Below are 18095 nucleotides of genomic sequence, written 5' to 3' on the forward strand. Positions count from 1 at the left end.
GCCGTCCGCGCCGGGTGCGCCGCGGCAGAACCGCGGAGGGGCGGCGCGTGAGGGAGCCGCAGCAGGGCGGGTGACAATACGGGAGTGATGAACGGTGATTCCCGCCCGTCCCGCGACCTGAGCAACAGCACAGGCGTGAGTGGCGCGGGCAGTGCGGTGGTGGGAAGGGTCCCGGCGCCGCCGATCTTCGTCGTTTCCGCCCTCTCCCAGTACCTCGGTGCGGGCCTGGCCGTCTCCCTGTTCTCGCTCATGCCCTCGACGACGGTGGCCTGGTGGCGCCTGGTGGTGGGCGCCACCGTGCTCATGGCTCTCCGACGTCCCTGGCGCCGGAGCTGGACGCGCAAGGTGCTGGTGCTGGCCGCGACCTTCGGGACGGCCACGGCCACCATGAACGTCATCTTCTATGCGGCGATCTCACTGCTACCGCTGGGGACGGTCGTCTCCCTGGAGTTCCTCGGGCCGGTCGCCGTCGCCGCCATCACGGGGCGCGGGTGGCGGCCGCGCTGCGCCGCGGTGCTGGCGCTCCTGGGAGTCGTGTCCATCTCCGGGCTCGGCGTTGACCTGGGTGAGCCGGGCCAGAGGACGGGGGTCGTGCTTGCGCTGGCGGCCGGTGCGGCCTGGGCCGGCTACATCCTTCTGGGGCGTCGTGTGGCCTCGGCCGGGGCCGGGATCGACTCGCTCGCCGTGGGCATGGTGTTCGGCGCGCTCGTCTATGGTCCCTTCGCCGTCGGCACGGCTGCCGATGCCCTGATGTCGGTAAGGTCGACGGCGATGGCGCTGGGAGTCGGGCTGCTGTCGACCGCGGTGCCCTACGGGCTCGATCAAGTGGTGCTCAAACGGCTCGGGACGGATACCTTCGCGCTCCTGTCCTCGCTCATGCCGGCGACGTCGATGCTGGTGGGAGTGGCGGTGCTGGGCCAGTTGCCAGGCGTCTGGGAGGTCACTGGGCTCGTGCTGGTGTCGGTGGCCGTGGCCCTGGCCAGCGTGGACGGCCGCCCGCCGCGCCCGCGGCGCCGCTGAGAAGAGAAGGGATGCGTCAAACCTCGAGGAAGCCGCGTAGGCCGCGCTCGAGCAAGGCACCGCGCACCTCGGCGACAAGATCTCGCATGGAGGACTCGGCCGCTGTGGCGTCGCCGGATGCAATCGCGTTGGCGACTCGTCCGTGCAGCTCGAGCGCTTCGGGCTGAGGGACCTGCACCTGGCCGGTCAGCCTGGCCCGTCCGGAGAGCACCTCTGCGACGACGTCGGTCAGCGCCGTGAAGGTGTCGTTGTGGCTGGCCGCCAGGATGAGGCTGTGGAAGGCGATGTCGTCGTCGAGGTAGGAGGCGACATCGCCGGCGGCGCCCTTGGCACGGATAGCAGCCGCCAGTGCCAGCAACCTGGAGCGCTGGCCCTCGGTGGCCCGCCGGGCCGCCGCCGCGGCGGCGACCGGCTCGATGGCTGCGCGCAGTTCGGTCAGAGCTCCGAGCTTAGGACCGTGCGGATCGGCCTGGAGCTGCCAACGCACGAGCTGGGGTGCCAGAGCCGACCAGTGCTCGCGCGGCTGAACCACAATGCCTACTCGACGTCGCGAGGCGACGACGCCCACCGATTCCAGGGTATGGACGCAGTCGCGCGCCAGCGTCCGGGAGACGCCGTACTGGGACTGGATCGCCTCCAGCGTCAGGCTCTGCCCCGGCGCCATCTCCCCGGCCACGATGGCGCGTCCGAGGGAGTCGAGGACGTCGCGACGTCGGTCAGTGGGGGGCATAGGCGGGCTTTCCGAGGGCGGTGCAAGATGTCTGCCGGAGATGCTATCCGACCCTTTCAAAAGTACTACGTAAAAGGTATATTAATCGTATTAGTTAGCGACAACGGCGTCACCAAGGAGCAGAGACATGAGCCGATCCGTCGAGCACCTCGTCCTCATGGGGGTCTCCGGCTGCGGCAAGACCACGGCCGCACTCAACCTTCACAACGCACTGGGCTGGCCCGTCGCCGAGGCCGACGACTTCCACCCCGGGGCCAATATCGACAAGATGAGCCGCGGCGTCGCGCTGACCGACGAGGACCGCTGGCCCTGGCTGAATTCCATGCGCGACTGGATGAGCGAGCGTGCTACCGAGGACGTCAAGACGATCGTCACCTGCTCCGCGCTCAAGCGCTCCTATCGCGACCTGCTCTCCGGTGCGCAGGGCCGGGTCTTCTTCATCCACCTGCTCGCTCAGCCCGATGAGCTCCAGGAGCGCATGGCCCACCGCGAGGGGCACTTCATGCCCCCGAGCCTGCTGCCCTCCCAGTTCGCCACCCTCGAGCCCCTGTCCGACGACGAGGACGGCGTCACCGTGGTCTCGCGGGCGACGCCGGAGGAGACCTTCGAGGCGATCCTCGCCGCACTCGAACAGGCATCGTCCGACGCTGGCTGAGCGTCGGCCCTCGCAGATGGTCGCTGACCGTCGTAGGCGACCACATCAACTGACCGAGGAACGCGACGCACAGCCGCCCCACCGCGCCGAGACCGGCAGGCATGCGCCTCGCCCTCACTCCACCTCACCTTCTAATGACAACGGAGACAACAATGACGTTCACTCTTCCTCCGACTCGCTCGATCGCGTTGCCGGCCGCCGACGCCGTGAGCCACACGGACAGTCACGCGCAGCTCGTTTCGGCCGCCCTGCTCGGCATCGCCACGATCATCGTGCTCATCGTCTGGCGCAAGATGCACCCCTTCCTTGCACTGACGCTCGGTTCGGCGGTGCTGGCAGTCGTGGCAGGTATCCCTCTGGCAGACACCTTCGCCGCCTTCACCAAGGGGATGGGTTCCACGATCGGTGACGTGGGCACCCTCATCGCCTTCGGAGCGATCATCGGCCGTCTCCTCATCGACTCCGGCGGCGCCGACCAGATCGTCGACACCGTTCTGGCCCGCACGCCCGGCCCCCGCCTGCCCTGGGCGATGGCGCTGATCGCCTTCGTCGTCGGCATCCCGCTGTTCTTCGAGGTCGGCATCGTCCTGCTCATCCCCGTGGTCATGATCGTTGCCCGGCGGGCCCATCAGCCGCTCGTTCTGCTGGGTGTGCCCGCCCTGGCCGGCCTGTCCGCGCTCCACGGCCTCGTGCCGCCGCACCCCGGGCCGCTCATCGCCATCAATGCCGTCAAGGCCGACCTGGGACTCACCCTCGGGCTGGGGCTGCTGGTTGCTGTGCCCACGGTTGTCATCTCGGGCCCCATTGCCGCGCGCTTCATGGCCAGGTGGGTTCCCATCGAGGCGCCCGAACCGCTGGGGGCCTCGGACGAGGAGCACGAGGGGCCGCGTCCCGCCTTCGCGACCTCAATCATGGTGGTCCTGCTGCCCGTGGGACTCATGCTTCTGCGCACCGTCGTCGAGACCCTCGCCCCTGAGGACAGTGGGAACCCGGCGGTCCACACTGCCCTGTTCGTGGGTAAGCCGATTGTGGCCCTGCTGATCACGGTCCTGGTGGCCATGTACCTCTTCGGAACCCGCCTGGGACTCGGGGCCGACGACGTCAGTGGACGGGTCGGGGTCTCGCTCGGACCCATCGCCGGGATCCTGCTCATTGTCGGGGCCGGGGGAGGGTTCAAGCAGACCCTCGTGGACTCCGGGATCGCTGACATCATCGCCGCCTGGATCCAGCAGGCGGCCGTGCCCGCTCTCCTGGCCGGGTGGCTCGTCGCCGTCGCCGTGCGGCTGGCCACCGGATCGGCGACCGTCGCCACCATCACCGCAGCCGGCATCATGGCGCCGCTGGCCGCTCACATGCCGCAGACCGAGGTCGCTCTTCTCGTCCTGGCGATCGGCGCCGGATCGGTCTTCCTCTCCCACGTCAACGACGCCGGCTTCTGGCTGGTCAAGGAGTACTTCGGGATGACCGTGGGACAGACCTTCAAGACCTGGTCGCTGATGGAGACGATCCTGTCCGTGGTCGCCATGGCGACGGTCAGCCTCCTCGCGCTCGCCCTGGGAGTTCTCTGACCGGCCGCCGAGGCATGTGAGCGGCGTCCTTGGGATGTGGCGGGATCTCGGGCAGGATGGACCTCTGGTCCGGGCGCCGCCCGGCCTGGCTGGTGCCCCGGTCCCGGCGCGCGTCGACTTACCTGGCGCCCTGCGCCGTCGAGCCGCGTAACGCCGGCACCTCACGCACCGACGCGCACGCTGCCAGCGATCCGCGTCGGCGTGCCCGCGGTCCCAACCGACAGGACCCCCGTGGCCGCACACCGCACCTCCGCCTCTTACCGTTTCGCCTCCGGGAAGGCCCCGTCCGCCGGGGAGGCCACCTTCGCCTCCCTCGGCGTGGACTCCGACCTGGCCGCCGACCTCGACTCGCGCGGCTTCACTGCGCCCTTCCCCATCCAGGCCGCCACCCTGCCCGACACGCTTGCCGGTCGCGACGTGCTCGGCCGCGGCCGCACCGGTTCGGGCAAGACCCTGGCCTTCAGCCTCCCGCTGGTCCAGCGCCTGGCGCAGCAGGACAAGGCCCGCCCCGGTCACCCCATCGGCCTGGTCCTGGCCCCCACCCGCGAGCTCGCCCTCCAGATCGCCGAGGTCATCGAGCCCCTGGCCCGCGTCGTCGACATGGACGTGACCACCATCTTCGGTGGGGTCTCCGCCAAGCCGCAGGAGAAGGCCCTCAAGGCGGGGGTCGACGTCGTCGTCGCGTGCCCCGGACGGCTCCTGGACCTCATGGGCCAGGGGCTCGTCAGCCTCGACGAGGTTGAGATCACCGTCCTGGACGAGGCCGACCACATGGCCGACCTCGGCTTCCTGCCCAATGTCCGTCGTATCCTGCGCGCCACCCCGCAGCGCGGCCAGCGCATGCTGTTCTCCGCCACCCTCGACAACGGCGTGGACGCGTTGGTGGCGGAGTTCCTCCACAAACCGCTCCAGCACTCCGTGGATCCCTTGACCTCGCCCGTGGACGCCATGACCCACCGCGTGTGGATGGTGGCCGACAAGACCGCCAAGGACGGCGTCGTGCGGCGCCTGGCCTCCGGGGAGGGGCAGCGCATCCTGTTCACCCGCACCAAGCACCTCGCTCGGCGCCTGGCCCGCAAGCTCGTCCAGGCCGGCATCCCCGCCGTCGAGCTCCAAGGCAATATGAGCCAGAACGCGCGCGAACGCGCCATGAAGGCCTTCTCCACCGGGCAGGTCCACGTCATGGTCGCCACCGACATCGCTGCCCGGGGGATCGATGTCTCCGGCGTCGAGCTCGTTGTCCACGTCGACCCGCCCGCCGAGCACAAGGCCTACCTGCACCGCTCCGGGCGCACCGCCCGCGCCGGGGCTGCTGGAAGCGTCATCACCCTCGTTCTGCCCGAGCAGAAGCACGACGTCCAGGTCCTGCTCAAGAAGTCCCGAATCCGCGCGGACGTCGAGCGTATCCGGCCCGACGACGACGCCGTGGCCGTCCTCGTGGGGCAGGTCGCCGATCCCGTAGCGCTGGAGGACATGCCCGAGGGCGTGGCCATCAAGGGCGGTAGCCCCAGCGGGCGAGCCTCCACCGGGCGGCCGGGTCATGGTCATGGCGAGGCGGGTCGCGGTCAGGCGGGGCACGGTGGTCGCAGCGGTGGCGGTCGTGGGCGTGTTGCCAAGCGGCGCGGTAGGACGGGGCAGGCAGCCGGCCGATCCAGTCGCGGCGGACACAGCGGTCGTGGCGGACGCGGAGGCCGCAGTGAGCACAACAGCGGTTCCGGACGAGGCGGGCGTGGCGGACGCGGCCGCGGAGCCAACCGGGGCGGCGGAACGGCGGCCTAGACTCCCGCGAGGAATCGCAGTCGGCTCAGGGGTCGGAGGTCGGCGCCGTCGAGCTCGTGGGTACTTCTGAGGACATGATCCGGCTCGGGATCACTCCGAAGGCGGTCGGTAGGCCGCGCGGAAGCGGGATGCCGGTGCTACGGTCGAGTGGCTGACGATGACCGGGAAGGTGGGTGGAGATCATGGCAGCACACCTTTCGCGGCGCGCCCTGACTGGGACGATGGCAGGCCTCGTCCTGGCCGGCTGCGCCCCTCGGGGACCGCAGCAGGCGGCCGCGCATTCCAACCCGCCGTCGCACCTGCGCTCGCGTGGGGCAGGTACCGCTCCGAGCCTGCGTCCGGCGTCAGGAGACTTGTCGGTTCCGGCCGCCTTCTCCTACACCGATACCGACGATGAGACCTCCGACTGCATCTTCTACGCGGCCGGGGACGTGCCGGTCGGACTGGTCGTCTACCTCGACGGCGACGGGCAGCCCTTCCACGACCAGGGTGGCGAGAGCCGGAGCGAGAGGTCTCCCGGTGGTCTGGCCGGCGCCGGGGGAGTCGTCGAGGCGGCGGGTGCCCGAGGGTACGACGTCGTCTCGGTGCGATCCCCCGGTGACGAGGGCGTCTGGTGGGTCGACGACCAGGACGCGAAGATCCGCTACCTGGAGGAGGCTCTCGACTACGTGGCGATCGAGTGCGGCGCCAACACGGAGCGGGTCTGGCTCGTGGGCTACTCCGGCGGCTCGGAGTTCATCAGCCAGTGGTTCTTCCCCTCTTACGCCGAGCGCATGGCGAGTGGGGGCTTCCTGCTCTTCGGTGGTGGTGACGCGCCCGAGGAGGAGGGGTCGTCGGCCTTTCCTGGAGACGTCAAGGACCGGCTCTGGTTGAACTGGGTGACTGGGACGCGGGACGTCCCCGAGACCAGTATCGACGGGTTCGACGGTATCGGGCACGCCAGGAACAGCCTGAACTATTACCGCACCGCGGGCTTCCGCCGCACCTGGAGTGAGTGGTCCGATGACGACCACGGCAGCATCACCGAGAAGTTCGGCCGCTATGTTGGCCGCGTGCTTGACGATGCCGCAAGTGAAAAATAAAAAAACTTACTCAGAGGTTTTTCGACTAAGGTTGCTTAATTGTGATCTCTGTGTTGACGTTGCTGGCAGGGTGAAGTTGTAACATTCATTCTGCCTTACTTTACCTGTCGACAAAGAGGTCTCATGATGTTTGGTGAGAAAAAAAGGAAGATCCAAACTCTCGAACAGCAGTTGAGTGCGGGGGCGCAGCAGTATGATGCCGCACTCGCGTCAATTGGAGAGCTTCGGGCGCTACTTGATCGGGTCGGAGGTGGGGATCTGGTTACTATGCAGGAAGTTTCTGCGCAAATGAGGCGTGATCAGGTCGAATTGCAGGCCTCTCTGGAGCGGCAGAAATTGGAGTTCTCCCAGCGGGCCGCTTCGGCGGAGGAGAGTCTTCGCGTTCTTGAGCGTGATGCGCGTGCAGTTTCCGATAAAATCGATAACCGCAAGCGAGAGCTCGCACAACTCGACATGCACCTTTCGGATACTGTTGTTATGGTCGACAACGGGCTGACAAATTATGTGCATCCTGCCGAGTCTTCTCTAGAGCTTAGTGGTCGCCTCTCGGAGGTGCGTTCTCAGATCAAGGAGATGATTAGGAATAAGGTGGCGATCAGAGCCAGAGAGGGCTTCACATTCAATAACTCGGCATCGCAAGGGCGTAAGTTCGTTGCTGACATGTCGAAGATGATGTTGCTTGCCTATAATGCTGAAGTTGAGAACTGTGTTCTCACTGTCAAGGCCGGCAATGGTGAGGCGGCTCGCAAACGACTTGAGCGCACCCGTGACCAGGTGGAGCGTCTTGGTTCGCTCATCAACCTGAGGATAGATGGCAGGTACCATGCGCTCCGCCTCGAAGAACTCGACCTGTCGCTCAGGTATCAAAACGCTAAAAAGGCCGAAAAAGAGGCGGAGCGGGAGGAGAAGGCGAGACTGCGTGAAGAGCGTAAAGCGCAGCAGGAACTTGCCCAGCGCCGAGCGAAGCTCGACAAGGAGCGTGAGCACTACCAGCACGTGCTCCAGTCTCTCGTGGATCAGGGGCGAACGGATGAGGCTGATGAGATCAGGTCCCAGCTTGAAGGGCTTGATAAGGAGATTGAGAAGGTTGATTTCCGTGCCGCTAATATCCGTGCAGGATATGTGTATGTCATCTCCAACATTGGGGCGTTCGGTGATCGAATGGTTAAGATCGGCATGACGCGTCGGCTTGATCCGATGGATCGTGTTCGAGAACTTGGAGATGCCTCTGTACCGTTCGGTTTCGACGTCCATGCACTGTTCTTCTCTGACGATGCCGTCACAGTAGAGGCTGATCTGCATCGAAGGTTCGCGGACAAGCGGGTTAATCGTGTCAACACTCGTCGTGAGTTCTTCCATGCGTCGCCTGCTGAGGTTCGCGACGTCCTCTCGGAGGTGGCTGGAAACCTCCTGGAGTTCACTGAGGAGCCGGAGGCGGAACAGTACCGTCTGAGCCTTCAAATGGCAGAATCGGAGAATAGTGGCGTCATCGTCAGCGGAAGAGATTGAGGGTAGGAGTCGGCTGCGGGCTGCGTCTTTGCGTCCTCGAGTTCTTGCCTCACTCTTCGGTTTTTGAACCTCCGGAGTAGCTTGCGATCCGTAAGGTGTGGTCGTGAGAGCCGGATATGTCGTTGTGGCTGCGTGACCTGTGCTCACATCCGGCTACCTGGGCTGGTGACGATTGAGCTCTGCTCAACACGAGTAGCGTCTTTCTTGGTGCTGGCCAGGGTGTCCACCTCACGTGGATCGGTGCCATCTGACCTCACCTAATTCCAGCAACCATCACGCAGCCTGGAAGCATGTACCGGTAGGGCAGTGGGAAGCTGCTTTTGGCCTGCTCTAGGCGCCCCACTTCCTATGCTCACCGTGGTCCACGGATCTCGCGGGCAGTCCCACCTGAGGTACCGAGCCGCCCTTGGCGGGCATCCTTGATGCGACTCGTCGGTCGGTGGGCACTGCTCCGCCATAATGGTGGGGAGTCACCCCGGTGCAACCGGGTGACTCCCATGATAAACAAACAGCTCAGCTGAACCAGCTGCTCTTCGAGCATCGAATGACGTGTAAGGACCTGGCTGACCAGTTCGGTGTCACGCGATCTGTTATCAGCCGCAAGCTCCGTGGTTAGGTCAGCTGGACCGCTGAAGAGCTCTCCATCATGACCACGCTGTTCTGCCGTAAGGTGGATGACTTCGCTCCGATCTGCAGCGGTGGAGAATGAGCGCCGGCTGAGTGGCGTCCAGCCATGAAGAAGGTCTCGGCCCATACCGGGGCCGAGGCCGGTGTGGTACCCCTGTGGGGCTCGAACCCACGACCTTCGGAGTAGCAGAGGGCGGCGCCGGCCATCGGCACATAGTCGCAGCACACCGCAGTACCTCTATCCCGGAAACCGCACGGAGAGCCGAGGGTCCGAGCAGCCAGCACCACCACGGTTCCAGAGCTGGCGCACGCCAGCAGAACTCAGGAGAAAACACCATCACGACCACCTCGCATCTCGCCGCAGGAATTCTTGTCGTAGGTCACAGGGATAATTCGGGACGGGTAGGAGGGCACCAGCCCGGGCGCCCTCCCACCCCGGCCAGACGACGTACCACCGCCACCCGGCCACCAGGACCAGCAGAAACCACCTACCGGCCCCACCAGGGCAACGACGGACCGCCCGTCGTGCCCCAAGGAAGCAACGGCGGAAGGCCCGCCGTGCTCCAAGAAATGAGCGCCACCATGCGCTACGCACTCAGTCAGGGACGACTGCTCAGCATCAGCCAGTACGCGGACCTTCCCGACCCGCCCCAGGACCTGACCTGCCCCGGCCAGGACACCCACGGCAGACTCTGCCGGGCTCCCGCCGGCCCCAGAGCGCTGAAGTCCAAGCACGTGCGCCCCCACTTCTGGTCCAGGAAGCACATCACCGGCTGCGACGAGGGCGACGCCGCCGAGCGCGCCGTCAAAGGCCACCGCGACGGCTCCACCACCACCCGCACCCGCCACGAGGGACCCACGCTGCTTCTCATCACCACCGGGCCAGGAACCAGCACGGGCATGGCGACGCCCACCAGCCGTACCCAGGCCGCCGGCCGCCCCATGGCCACCGCCCAACCTGGACCCGACAGCAGACGAAACGCCCCCACACGATCTACCGCAACGCTGGCCTCCCTGCTCACCCGGGCCCTGGACGGCCGCCTCGACCCTCACGCCCTCATCGAGCTGCCCGGCCAGCGCCCCGGCTTCGTCAACCAGCTCGTGCGGCTCGCCAACACCCTCACGTCCGCTCACAAGGGCCTGCGCGCGTGTTTCTACGGCAAGGTCACCAACTACGCCGAAAACGCCCCCACCAAGAGCATCTTCCTGCACATGGTGCCCCAGCCCGGCACCAGACCCAAGGACACCGCCGCCATCATGATCCGCAACGACCAGGCGCTCAGCGTCCAGGACAACCTCGACGCCAGCATCGGTGACCTCGCCGGCCACCACGTCATCGCCATCGGCACCCTGCGCGTCTCCCAGAAAACTGACAGCCTCTACATCGCCATAGCCGACACCAGCCACATCGCCTACCAGCCCTGACCAGCTCACGGCACGCTCCTGACCAGGTCCGCCACCGCGGCCTCGTCCAGGCCCTCGACCCAGGGCTCCCACCCCAAGCGGGCCTCTATCGGGCGACTGGGATGCGGTTTCGGTGAAGCAGGGCGTGATTGGTCCGGTCGTGCAGGTCGCGCCGGCTGCGGCGGGGGAATACGCGGTGGGAACGGTGGGTGCAGTGCGAAGCGGCGCGGCTGAAGTGGTGAGCAGGGCTCTGGGCAGCCCTCCGGCCGGAGTGGCCGCAGCGGCGGCGCCCGTGGCCGTGGAGCCCGCGGTCGCGGGCGCCAAGGGAAGCCAGGGGAGTCCCGCCTGACCTCTTGTGATGAGCCAAGTTGAAGCGAGACAATCTTGGCGTAAGCAAAGTGCTGGAAGGGATCCTATGGACTATAACGCAACGCTCACGATTCACGTGCACAAGCCCGCCATTGAGAGCGACGATATCGACAACCTCATGGAGGCTCTGGCCGACTACCACCCCGCCGTCGGGGACGCGCCTGCATGCCCTGGGGCCATCAATGCAGTCATCACGTTGCCCGCCCACACATTGGCTCAGGCTGTGTCCACGGCCGCCGCCCTCGCCGCGCAGGTCGGGGACCTGGTGGGGATCGAGGTGATCCCCACCAGGATGTGGGACCGCCGCGAGGGTCTGAAGATCGACGACGTCGAGTTCGTGGGTGTGTCCGAGGCTGCCATCCGTCTCGGGATCACTCCGCAGGCGGTGCGCGACCGCATTGCCTCAGGCCGCCTGTCCGGCCGCAAGGTCGGACGCAACTGGGTCGTGTCCGACGCCGAGCTCTCGCGTTGAGCGCTTTTCGGCTGCCGCCTTGGTCGTGTGCTCGAGGCGATTAAGGTGGGTCGCTGGTGGTGTTAATAGGAGAATCTAATGCCTGTGAGGCGTGAAGGTAAATGATTGAGCGTCCATCGACGGTGAACGAGTGAGAGTGTGGAGTGAACTGCTTGCTTGTGGATAAAAGTGACGATAGCCTCTAGGTTATTCCATGCGAGTGTCCTTACTCTTTGAAGGATTCCACGATATTCATAAAATGCGGAAAGTTGAGGTGGCTGACTGTCGCCCCCTTCTTGTCGCAGGTGATATAATATAAAGTATACCCTATTTCGATCTAGGGTTGGTGGGGCTGGAGATTTTAAAATCGATGGTTCTGCACGGATGACTGTCAGAGCTTTGCAGGGGAGGATTCAAAGATGAGTTCAAAGCCCAACAATGAAATCGGATATGCAATATTTGGGTGCCAAATGTTTCTGTATACTGGCATCTTGACTATAGGGTTTGGTGGGATGGATTTTTCCACCGGAGAGTCCTCTGTGTCGGATGGTGCGATTGCGGGCTGTGCTTTCGTGTTGGGGATTGTTGGTGCCCTTGTTGGCTGGGTGGTCGGTTCTCATATTGCCCAGTCCTCTGGGGTGAGGGGTAAGCGGGTAGGGTTCTGGCTCGGGTTGTTTATTCCTCTTCAGGCATTCTTTTTCGTCTTGGTGTACGCCGCGATCGTTTCTGTTGTGGTGGCAATCATCTCCATTTTTATGCCAAGCGTATGGAGTTATCAGCGAGTTGTCATTCTGTTAGGTGTGTGGGTTGTGTCGATCTTGGTTTCGGTTTTTACGGTGACTGACGATGGTCAAGAATCTGTTGGTCTCGGAGGAGGTGGTCGCAGTCTACATGTGAGGAAAAGTAGCGATGAGGTATCGTCTCGTGTTCCTGGTTCTGCTTCAGGTGGGGTGGTGTATCGAACGACGGATAGCATTCTTGGCGGGACGACGACTCGTGGTTCTGACGGGACGGTGTACCGCACCACGGAGAGTATCTTTGGCGGGACGACGACTCGTGGTTCTGACGGGACGGTATACCGCACGACACCAAATCTCTTTGGTGATGGAACAACCACCCGCAGTCAGTGAATGAAATGCCGGTGGGTTCCAGTGTTTTTGGGTGTTTCATGTTTTTGGGTTCTGGGTTAGATTTTTTTGCGGAATGATCTGAAGGCACTTCCGGCTACCTGGGCTGGCGCCGATCGAATCCGGCTCGACATGAATGCCTTCATCCCTTCCCCGATGGCTGGAGCGTCCATCCACGTGGATCGGTGCCACCTGAGTTCACCTGATTCCAGCAGCCATCACGCAACCCGAAACCATGTGCCGGCAGGGTGGCGGGAGGGCGCTGCTGCCTGCATCCCGGACAGGAAGAAGGCTCCGGTCCCTGGTGGGGCCGAGGCCGGTGCGGTACCCCCTGTGGGGCTCGAACCCACGACCTTCGGATTAAAAGTCCGCAGCTCTGACCAACTGAGCTAAGGGGGCGCGCCGACGGCCGGAAGCGGAGTCCAGACGCCGTCGGCAGGGGTCAGCATAACCGGACAACCGACCGCCGTGTCGAACTCGCCACGCTGCCGGCCACCGTGAGCCTTCCCCGGACGCTGACGCCGCATCCGACGATAGCGCCAGCACCGGCCGCCCCTCCTCCGTCGGCCGGAAGTGAACTGGTGGGGGAGGGCATCTCCTCTCGCGAGACAATGAGCCTGCGCGTCGTCGCCGACGCGCCCGCACCGCGTGAGGAGTTCCCATGGCCCGCCAGTTCCACCGCCCCGCCCGGCTCGACCCCGAGGCTGCCGAGCAGATCGAGGGCGGCGCCGATACCGCCGTCGCCTCCGAGCTCGCCCACCGTGCCGCCCAGGCCCTCATCGGCGGCTTCCCCGGTGCCGATACCGAGGACGACCCCATCACCCGTTCCGGTGTCGTTGCCGCGGTCGCCACCAACGGCGTCGACGACATCGCTGAGCTGTGGGCCGACTCCCCGGCCACCACCCTTCCCGGAACCCTGTGGCGACTGTTCCTCGTACGCGAGTGGATCCGCCGTGACCCCGAGCTCGTCGCCCGCCGCTACGCCACCGTCGTCGACCTCACCGAGGCCGACGATGCCGCCACCGCCCGCCTCGAGGCCGCCCTCGGCGAGGCGCGCGCCGTGCCCGCGCCCACCGAGCTGCGCGAGCGTCTCGATGTCGTCCTGGCCGGCGGCGTCGAGGACTCCGTCACCGAGATCGCCCCGCTGCTGACCGCCACCGCAGACTTCCTACGCGCCCTGGCCGCCGGCTCCGACCCCGTGTGGATCGAGGACGACGCCGACGAGCTCGCCGACCACGTCACCCGCCGCGACTCCGCCCTCCTGGCCACCGCCGACGAGCTCACCGACTCCGCCCGCCGCGCCGCCGCAGGCCTCCTCGACTGAGAGGGCCTTGTGTGAGGGCTATCCGAGCGCGGGATGTCCAAATCGGTGACAAAGGCCCGAGGCAAGCGTGCGTCGACGGAACAAAGCCGCATGATTCCGCGGTTCTTCCAGTGGCTTGATCGGGTCGCAGGCTCCTTTGTGACCGATTTGGACACGACCGGAACCATTGGCGAGATCATGCTCGGTGCGCCGCGCAGCCCCTGCGTCATTCGCGACTCCTGCGCAGGAGAGTCATGTGGCTGCCCGAATGGCTACTGCACGAAGGGTGGATCGCAATGGGGGACGGGGAGGTGTACTGCACGCGAGGTGGGAGCTCGTGCAGTGGGGCCAAGGTTCAGCCAGTGCGTCCCAAGGATCGTGCGGCAGCAGCGGCACCTTGCGCATTCGCCGAACTGGAGCGGATCACCGCCCCACAAGGTCGCCCGGACGTGGGACCATGTGGCCATGACCAACGACGCGCCCCATTCCGCCCCCACGCCGCTCTCTCGCTTCCTGGGCGGGTGGATGCGTCACTCGACCCCCCAGGAGCCCGAGCAGGTGTCCGACGACGTCGAGGCGGCCGAGGCGGCCCAGTCGGCGGTGTCGCCCGAGGCCGCGGGGCCTGGCGAGCCAGCGGTCTCCGCCGAGGTCGCCGAGACTGAGACCCAGGGTGAGCCCGATGGTGTCCCGGCCTCTCCCGATGGGTCGCCCACGGACGAGGAGAGCCCCGAGGGACACAAGGCCGCCGGACACCCAGAGGAGCCCGACGACCCAGCCGACTCCGAAGACTCCGAGGAGTCCGCCGAGGAGGAGCACATCATCGAGGTCGCCGACCCGCGCGACTTCGCCGACGACTCCGGCCCCCAGTACGAGGACGAGGACTTCGACGAGATCGTCGACGGTGAGGCTGCCCCGGCCCCCGGCCCCATCGGCACCGCGACACCCGCCATCGCGCCCTCCTCCATCACCTCCGCCAGCTCGCAGTCGGCCCCCTCAGCGGCCGAGGCACTGGCGACGCCGTCGACCGCGACGCCGGGAGAGCGGGGCACCTTCGTTCCCGGCAGCGCCGCCAGCTCGGGCCACGCCGTGAGCCCGGCCAGCGCCTCCTCCTCAGCCTCCTCATTCAGCTCGGCCGGTGCTGCTGACGCCGTGGCCTCGGCCACCTCCGCCGACACCGCCCAGGTGGCCCCCGAGGACCTCCTGCCGCCCCTGAAGTCCTTCAGGAACCGCTTCATCGACCGGGAGCTCACCTGGCTGGATTTCAACGAGCGGGTCCTGGAACAGGCTGAGGACCGCACCCTGCCCCTGCTGGAGCGCGCCTGGTTCCTGGCGATCTTCTCCTCCAACCTCGACGAGTTCTACATGGTGCGCGTCGCCGGGCTCATGCGCCGCATCAAGGCCGGCATCACCCCTGTGCGCGCCTCCGGCCTGGACGCCAACCAGGTCCTGGCCCAGGTCACCAGCCGTGCCAAGGAGCTCACCGCCCGCCAGGCCGCCCTCTTCCAGGAGGACATCCGCCCAGCCTTGACCGAGCGCAACGTGGACATCCTGGGCTGGGAGGAGCTCAACACCGATCAGCAGGAGCGCCTGACCCGCTACTTCCGCCACCAGATCTACCCGGTCCTGACCCCGCTGGCGGTCGACCCCTCCCACCCCTTCCCCTACATCTCGGGACTGTCTCTCAACCTCGCCGTCATCCTGCGCAACCCGCGCAGCGGCAAGGAGCACTTCGCGCGCATCAAGGTGCCCGACTCTCTACCGCGCCTGGTCCAGGTCCCCGGCCGAGAGCTCGACGCCGCGGACAAGGCTGCCGGCTGTGCCGTCATCCCCCTGGAGGTCGTCATCGGCCAGCACCTCGACCACCTCTTCCCGGGCATGGACATCCTGGAGCACCACCTCTTCCGGGTCACCCGCAACGAGGACCTCGAGGTTGAGGAGGACGACGCCGAGAACCTCCTCAAGGCCATGGAGAAGGAGCTCGAGCGGCGCCGCTTCGGCGACTGCGTGCGCCTGGAGGTGGAGGACACCATCTCCTCCTTCACCCGTCGCTACCTGGTGCGCGCCCTGGGCCTCAAAGGCGACGACGTCTTCGAGCTCCCCGCCCCCCTGGACCTGACCTGCCTCAACCAGCTCCACGACCTGGACATCCCCGACCTGAAGTACCCGCGCTTCGTGCCGGTGACGGCCGCGGGCCTGGCCGCCTACGAGTCCTCCTCCGCGCCGGACGTCTTCGCCGCCATGCGCGAGCACGACGTCCTCCTGCACCACCCCTACGACTCCTTCTCCACCTCCGTCCAGGAGTTCGTTGCCCAGGCCGCCGCCGATCCCAAGGTCCTGGCCATCAAGCAGACCCTCTACCGCACCTCCGGCGACTCCCCGATCGTGGACGCCCTCATCGAGGCCGCCGAGGCCGGCAAGCAGGTCGTCGCCATCGTGGAGATCAAGGCCCGCTTCGACGAGGAGGCCAACATCTCCTGGGCCCGCAAGCTCGAGCGCGCCGGCGTCCACGTCGTCTACGGCATGGTGGGCCTCAAGACGCACTGCAAGCTGCTGCTCGTGGTGCGCCAGGAGTCCGACGGCCTGCGCCGCTACTGCCACGTGGGCACCGGCAACTACCACCCCAAGACCGCCCGCGGTTACGAGGACCTAGGGCTTCTGACCTGCGACCGCGACGTCGCCCAGGACCTGACCACCCTGTTCAACCAGCTCTCCGGCTACGCTCCGCGCGCCCGCTTCCGCCGGCTCCTCGTAGCCCCCCGGGGCCTGCGCGACGGGTTGGTCGAGCACATCGAACAGGAGATCACCAACCGTAAGGCCGGCCTGCCCGCCTGGATCCGCATCAAGGTCAACTCCATCGTCGACGAGACCGTCATCGACGCCCTGTACCGCGCCTCGCGCGCCGGAGTGCCGGTCGACATCGTCGTACGCGGCATCTGCGGCCTGCGCGCCGGCGTCGAGGGCCTCAGCGAGAATATCCGCGTGCGCTCGATCCTCGGGCGCTTCCTGGAGCACTCGCGCATCTACGCCTTCGCCGGCGGCGGGCAGACCAAGCTGTTCATCGGATCGGCCGACCTCATGCACCGCAACCTCGACCGCCGCGTCGAGGCCCTCGTGCGCATCACCGACCCGGCCATGGTCGAGGACCTCGAGTGGCTGGTCACCCACTGCGCCTCCGACGAGGTCTCCTCCTGGCACCTTCGGCCCGACGGCTCCTGGGAACGCCACCTCGTCGACGCCGATGGCAACCGCCTCGAGGACATCCAGGACAGCCTCATGGTCCGGGCGCGCTCGCGCGTCAAGGGCCGCCACTGAGACGGCCGTGCCATGAGCCCCTCCAGCAAGAAGAACAAATCGCGCGAGACCGTGAAGGCCGCGGGCGCCCTCGTGTGGCGCGAGAAAGGCAAGCACCTCGAGGTGCTCCTGGTCCACCGCCCCCGCTACGACGACTGGTCCATCCCCAAGGGCAAGGTCGACTCCTGCGAGTCCGTGCGTACCTGCGCCGTGCGCGAGGTCGCTGAGGAGACCGGCGTGCAGGTGATCCTCGGCCAGCCCCTCAGCCGCGTGCGCTACAAGATCGCCGACGGCGCCCGCAAGGAGGTCCACTACTGGTCCGCCCGCGTCGCACCCGGCTCATCGGCCGCCGTTGCAGCCCGCGCCGCCGTCACACCCGCCTCGGCCAAGGAGATCGACGCCGTCGAGTGGCTGCGCGTGGGCCAGGCCCGCAAGCGCCTCACCTACTCCTACGACCGCGACCTGCTCGGCGAGCTCGTCGACCTGTGGGAGGACGGCAAGCTCGACACCTGGACCCTGGTCCTCGTGCGCCACGGCCGTGCCGTCAAGCGCTCCGTGTGGAACCGCCCCAAGGAGCGGGACAAGGAGACCGACGAGGCCACCCGCCCCCTGACCCACGACCAGGGTGAGACCCGGGCCCGCGCCCTCGTGCCGATCCTGGCCGCCTACGGGGTGGGACGCGTCATCACCAGCCCCTGGAAGCGCTGCGTGGACACGGTCGCCCCCTACGCCAGGGCCGCGGGCCTGACCCTGGAGACGGCCGGCGCCCTCACCGAGATGGCCCACGCCGAGAGCCCCAAGGGCGTGCGCTCCGTGGTCAAGAAGGTCCTGGGGGTGCGCGAGGAGCCGACGGCGCTGTGCACCCACCGGCCCGTCCTGCCCTCCATCATGGACGTCGTCTCCCAGTACGCACCCGGCAGGCTCCTGCGCTCCGTGCCCGACCGGGACCCCTGGCTCAAGACCGGGGAGATCCTCGTGGTCCACATGGCCCGCCGCCCCCGCGGCAAGATCCGCGCCGTCGCCATCGAGAAGCAGCGCCCCGTCCTGTCCGAGGGGCGCTGACCGGGGGCGCAGGCCAGCCTGCTGTGCCGGCCGGTGGCGGTCCTCACAGGGATGTTTACCGTTCGTTTACCGACGTCACCCGGAACCTTCATCCAGCCCGCATATCGTCACCGCTGGT

15 protein-coding genes and 1 tRNA gene are annotated in these 18095 nt (G+C 66.6%); 13 read left to right on the forward strand and 3 right to left on the reverse strand.

The annotated features are described in order from the left end of the window. Positions 1–87 precede the first annotated feature (87 nt). Positions 88–1020 (forward strand): DMT family transporter, encoded by a 933-nt coding sequence (locus HMPREF9056_RS12330; protein WP_009747076.1) that lies wholly within the window; start codon positions 88–90, stop codon positions 1018–1020. A gap of 16 nt (positions 1021–1036) precedes the next feature. On the opposite strand, the gene HMPREF9056_RS12335 is transcribed toward HMPREF9056_RS12330, so the two are convergent. Continuing rightward, positions 1037–1750 (reverse strand): FadR/GntR family transcriptional regulator, encoded by a 714-nt coding sequence (locus HMPREF9056_RS12335; RefSeq protein WP_009747077.1) that lies wholly within the window; start codon positions 1748–1750, stop codon positions 1037–1039. 127 nt (positions 1751–1877) lie between these two features. Here HMPREF9056_RS12335 and HMPREF9056_RS12340 point away from each other — a divergent pair, with 127 nt between their 5' ends. From HMPREF9056_RS12340 to HMPREF9056_RS12350, 3 genes are all read left to right on the forward strand, one after another. Then, positions 1878–2405, forward strand: a complete 528-nt coding sequence (locus tag HMPREF9056_RS12340; protein WP_009747078.1) for a gluconokinase — start codon at positions 1878–1880, stop codon at positions 2403–2405. A gap of 152 nt (positions 2406–2557) precedes the next feature. Next, positions 2558–3973 (forward strand): GntP family permease, encoded by a 1416-nt coding sequence (locus tag HMPREF9056_RS12345; protein WP_034514546.1) that lies wholly within the window; start codon positions 2558–2560, stop codon positions 3971–3973. A 231-nt stretch (positions 3974–4204) separates the two neighbouring features. Further along, complete coding sequence (locus tag HMPREF9056_RS12350; RefSeq protein ID WP_034514547.1) at positions 4205–5752, forward strand: DEAD/DEAH box helicase; 1548 nt, start codon at positions 4205–4207, stop codon at positions 5750–5752. 25 nt (positions 5753–5777) lie between these two features. Here HMPREF9056_RS12350 and HMPREF9056_RS14245 read toward each other — a convergent pair whose 3' ends face one another. Next, positions 5778–5936 (reverse strand): hypothetical protein, encoded by a 159-nt coding sequence (locus HMPREF9056_RS14245; RefSeq protein ID WP_009747081.1) that lies wholly within the window; start codon positions 5934–5936, stop codon positions 5778–5780. Here HMPREF9056_RS14245 and HMPREF9056_RS12355 point away from each other — a divergent pair. The 6 genes from HMPREF9056_RS12355 to HMPREF9056_RS14255 all read left to right on the forward strand — a co-directional run bounded on the left by HMPREF9056_RS12355 (position 5935) and on the right by HMPREF9056_RS14255 (position 12324). Continuing rightward, positions 5935–6834 carry a hypothetical protein gene (locus tag HMPREF9056_RS12355; RefSeq protein WP_034514586.1) on the forward strand — a complete coding sequence of 300 codons (900 nt, stop codon included), beginning with the start codon at positions 5935–5937 and terminating at the stop codon, positions 6832–6834. The two genes, HMPREF9056_RS14245 and HMPREF9056_RS12355, sit on opposite strands and share 2 nt — an antisense overlap. Positions 6835–6957: 123 nt before the next feature. Then, positions 6958–8343 carry a DUF4041 domain-containing protein gene (locus tag HMPREF9056_RS12360; RefSeq protein ID WP_253270044.1) on the forward strand — a complete coding sequence of 462 codons (1386 nt, stop codon included), beginning with the start codon at positions 6958–6960 and terminating at the stop codon, positions 8341–8343. Between the two features lie 478 nt (positions 8344–8821). Further along, the gene (locus HMPREF9056_RS15025; RefSeq protein ID WP_108832319.1) at positions 8822–8959 is read left to right on the forward strand and encodes an HTH domain-containing protein; all 138 of its coding nucleotides are present in this window, start codon (positions 8822–8824) and stop codon (positions 8957–8959) included. A gap of 593 nt (positions 8960–9552) precedes the next feature. Next, the gene (locus HMPREF9056_RS12370; protein WP_157185086.1) at positions 9553–10395 is read left to right on the forward strand and encodes a hypothetical protein; all 843 of its coding nucleotides are present in this window, start codon (positions 9553–9555) and stop codon (positions 10393–10395) included. 394 nt (positions 10396–10789) lie between these two features. After that, complete coding sequence (locus HMPREF9056_RS12375) at positions 10790–11215, forward strand: helix-turn-helix domain-containing protein (protein ID WP_009747089.1); 426 nt, start codon at positions 10790–10792, stop codon at positions 11213–11215. Positions 11216–11613: 398 nt separating this feature from the next. Further along, positions 11614–12324, forward strand: coding sequence for a hypothetical protein (locus HMPREF9056_RS14255; protein WP_157185087.1), 711 nt, complete (start codon positions 11614–11616; stop codon positions 12322–12324). A 322-nt stretch (positions 12325–12646) separates the two neighbouring features. On the opposite strand, the gene HMPREF9056_RS12380 is transcribed toward HMPREF9056_RS14255, so the two are convergent. Beyond that, positions 12647–12720 (reverse strand) — tRNA-Lys (locus HMPREF9056_RS12380). A gap of 262 nt (positions 12721–12982) precedes the next feature. Here HMPREF9056_RS12380 and HMPREF9056_RS12385 point away from each other — a divergent pair. The 3 genes from HMPREF9056_RS12385 (at position 12983) to HMPREF9056_RS12395 (ending at position 17977) form a co-directional block, all read left to right on the forward strand. Then, the gene (locus HMPREF9056_RS12385) at positions 12983–13645 is read left to right on the forward strand and encodes a hypothetical protein (RefSeq protein WP_009747093.1); all 663 of its coding nucleotides are present in this window, start codon (positions 12983–12985) and stop codon (positions 13643–13645) included. A 444-nt stretch (positions 13646–14089) separates the two neighbouring features. Then, on the forward strand, positions 14090–16936 hold the full coding sequence (locus HMPREF9056_RS12390; RefSeq protein ID WP_009747094.1) for an RNA degradosome polyphosphate kinase: 2847 nt from the start codon (positions 14090–14092) through the stop codon (positions 16934–16936). Between the two features lie 12 nt (positions 16937–16948). Then, positions 16949–17977: an NUDIX hydrolase gene (locus HMPREF9056_RS12395; protein ID WP_009747095.1), complete on the forward strand. Its 1029-nt coding sequence runs from the start codon at positions 16949–16951 to the stop codon at positions 17975–17977. The last annotated feature ends 118 nt before the right edge of the window (positions 17978–18095 follow it).

The sequence above is a fragment of the Actinomyces sp. oral taxon 170 str. F0386 genome (genome assembly GCF_000195595.1).
Taxonomy (GTDB): Bacteria; Actinomycetota; Actinomycetes; order Actinomycetales; family Actinomycetaceae; genus Actinomyces.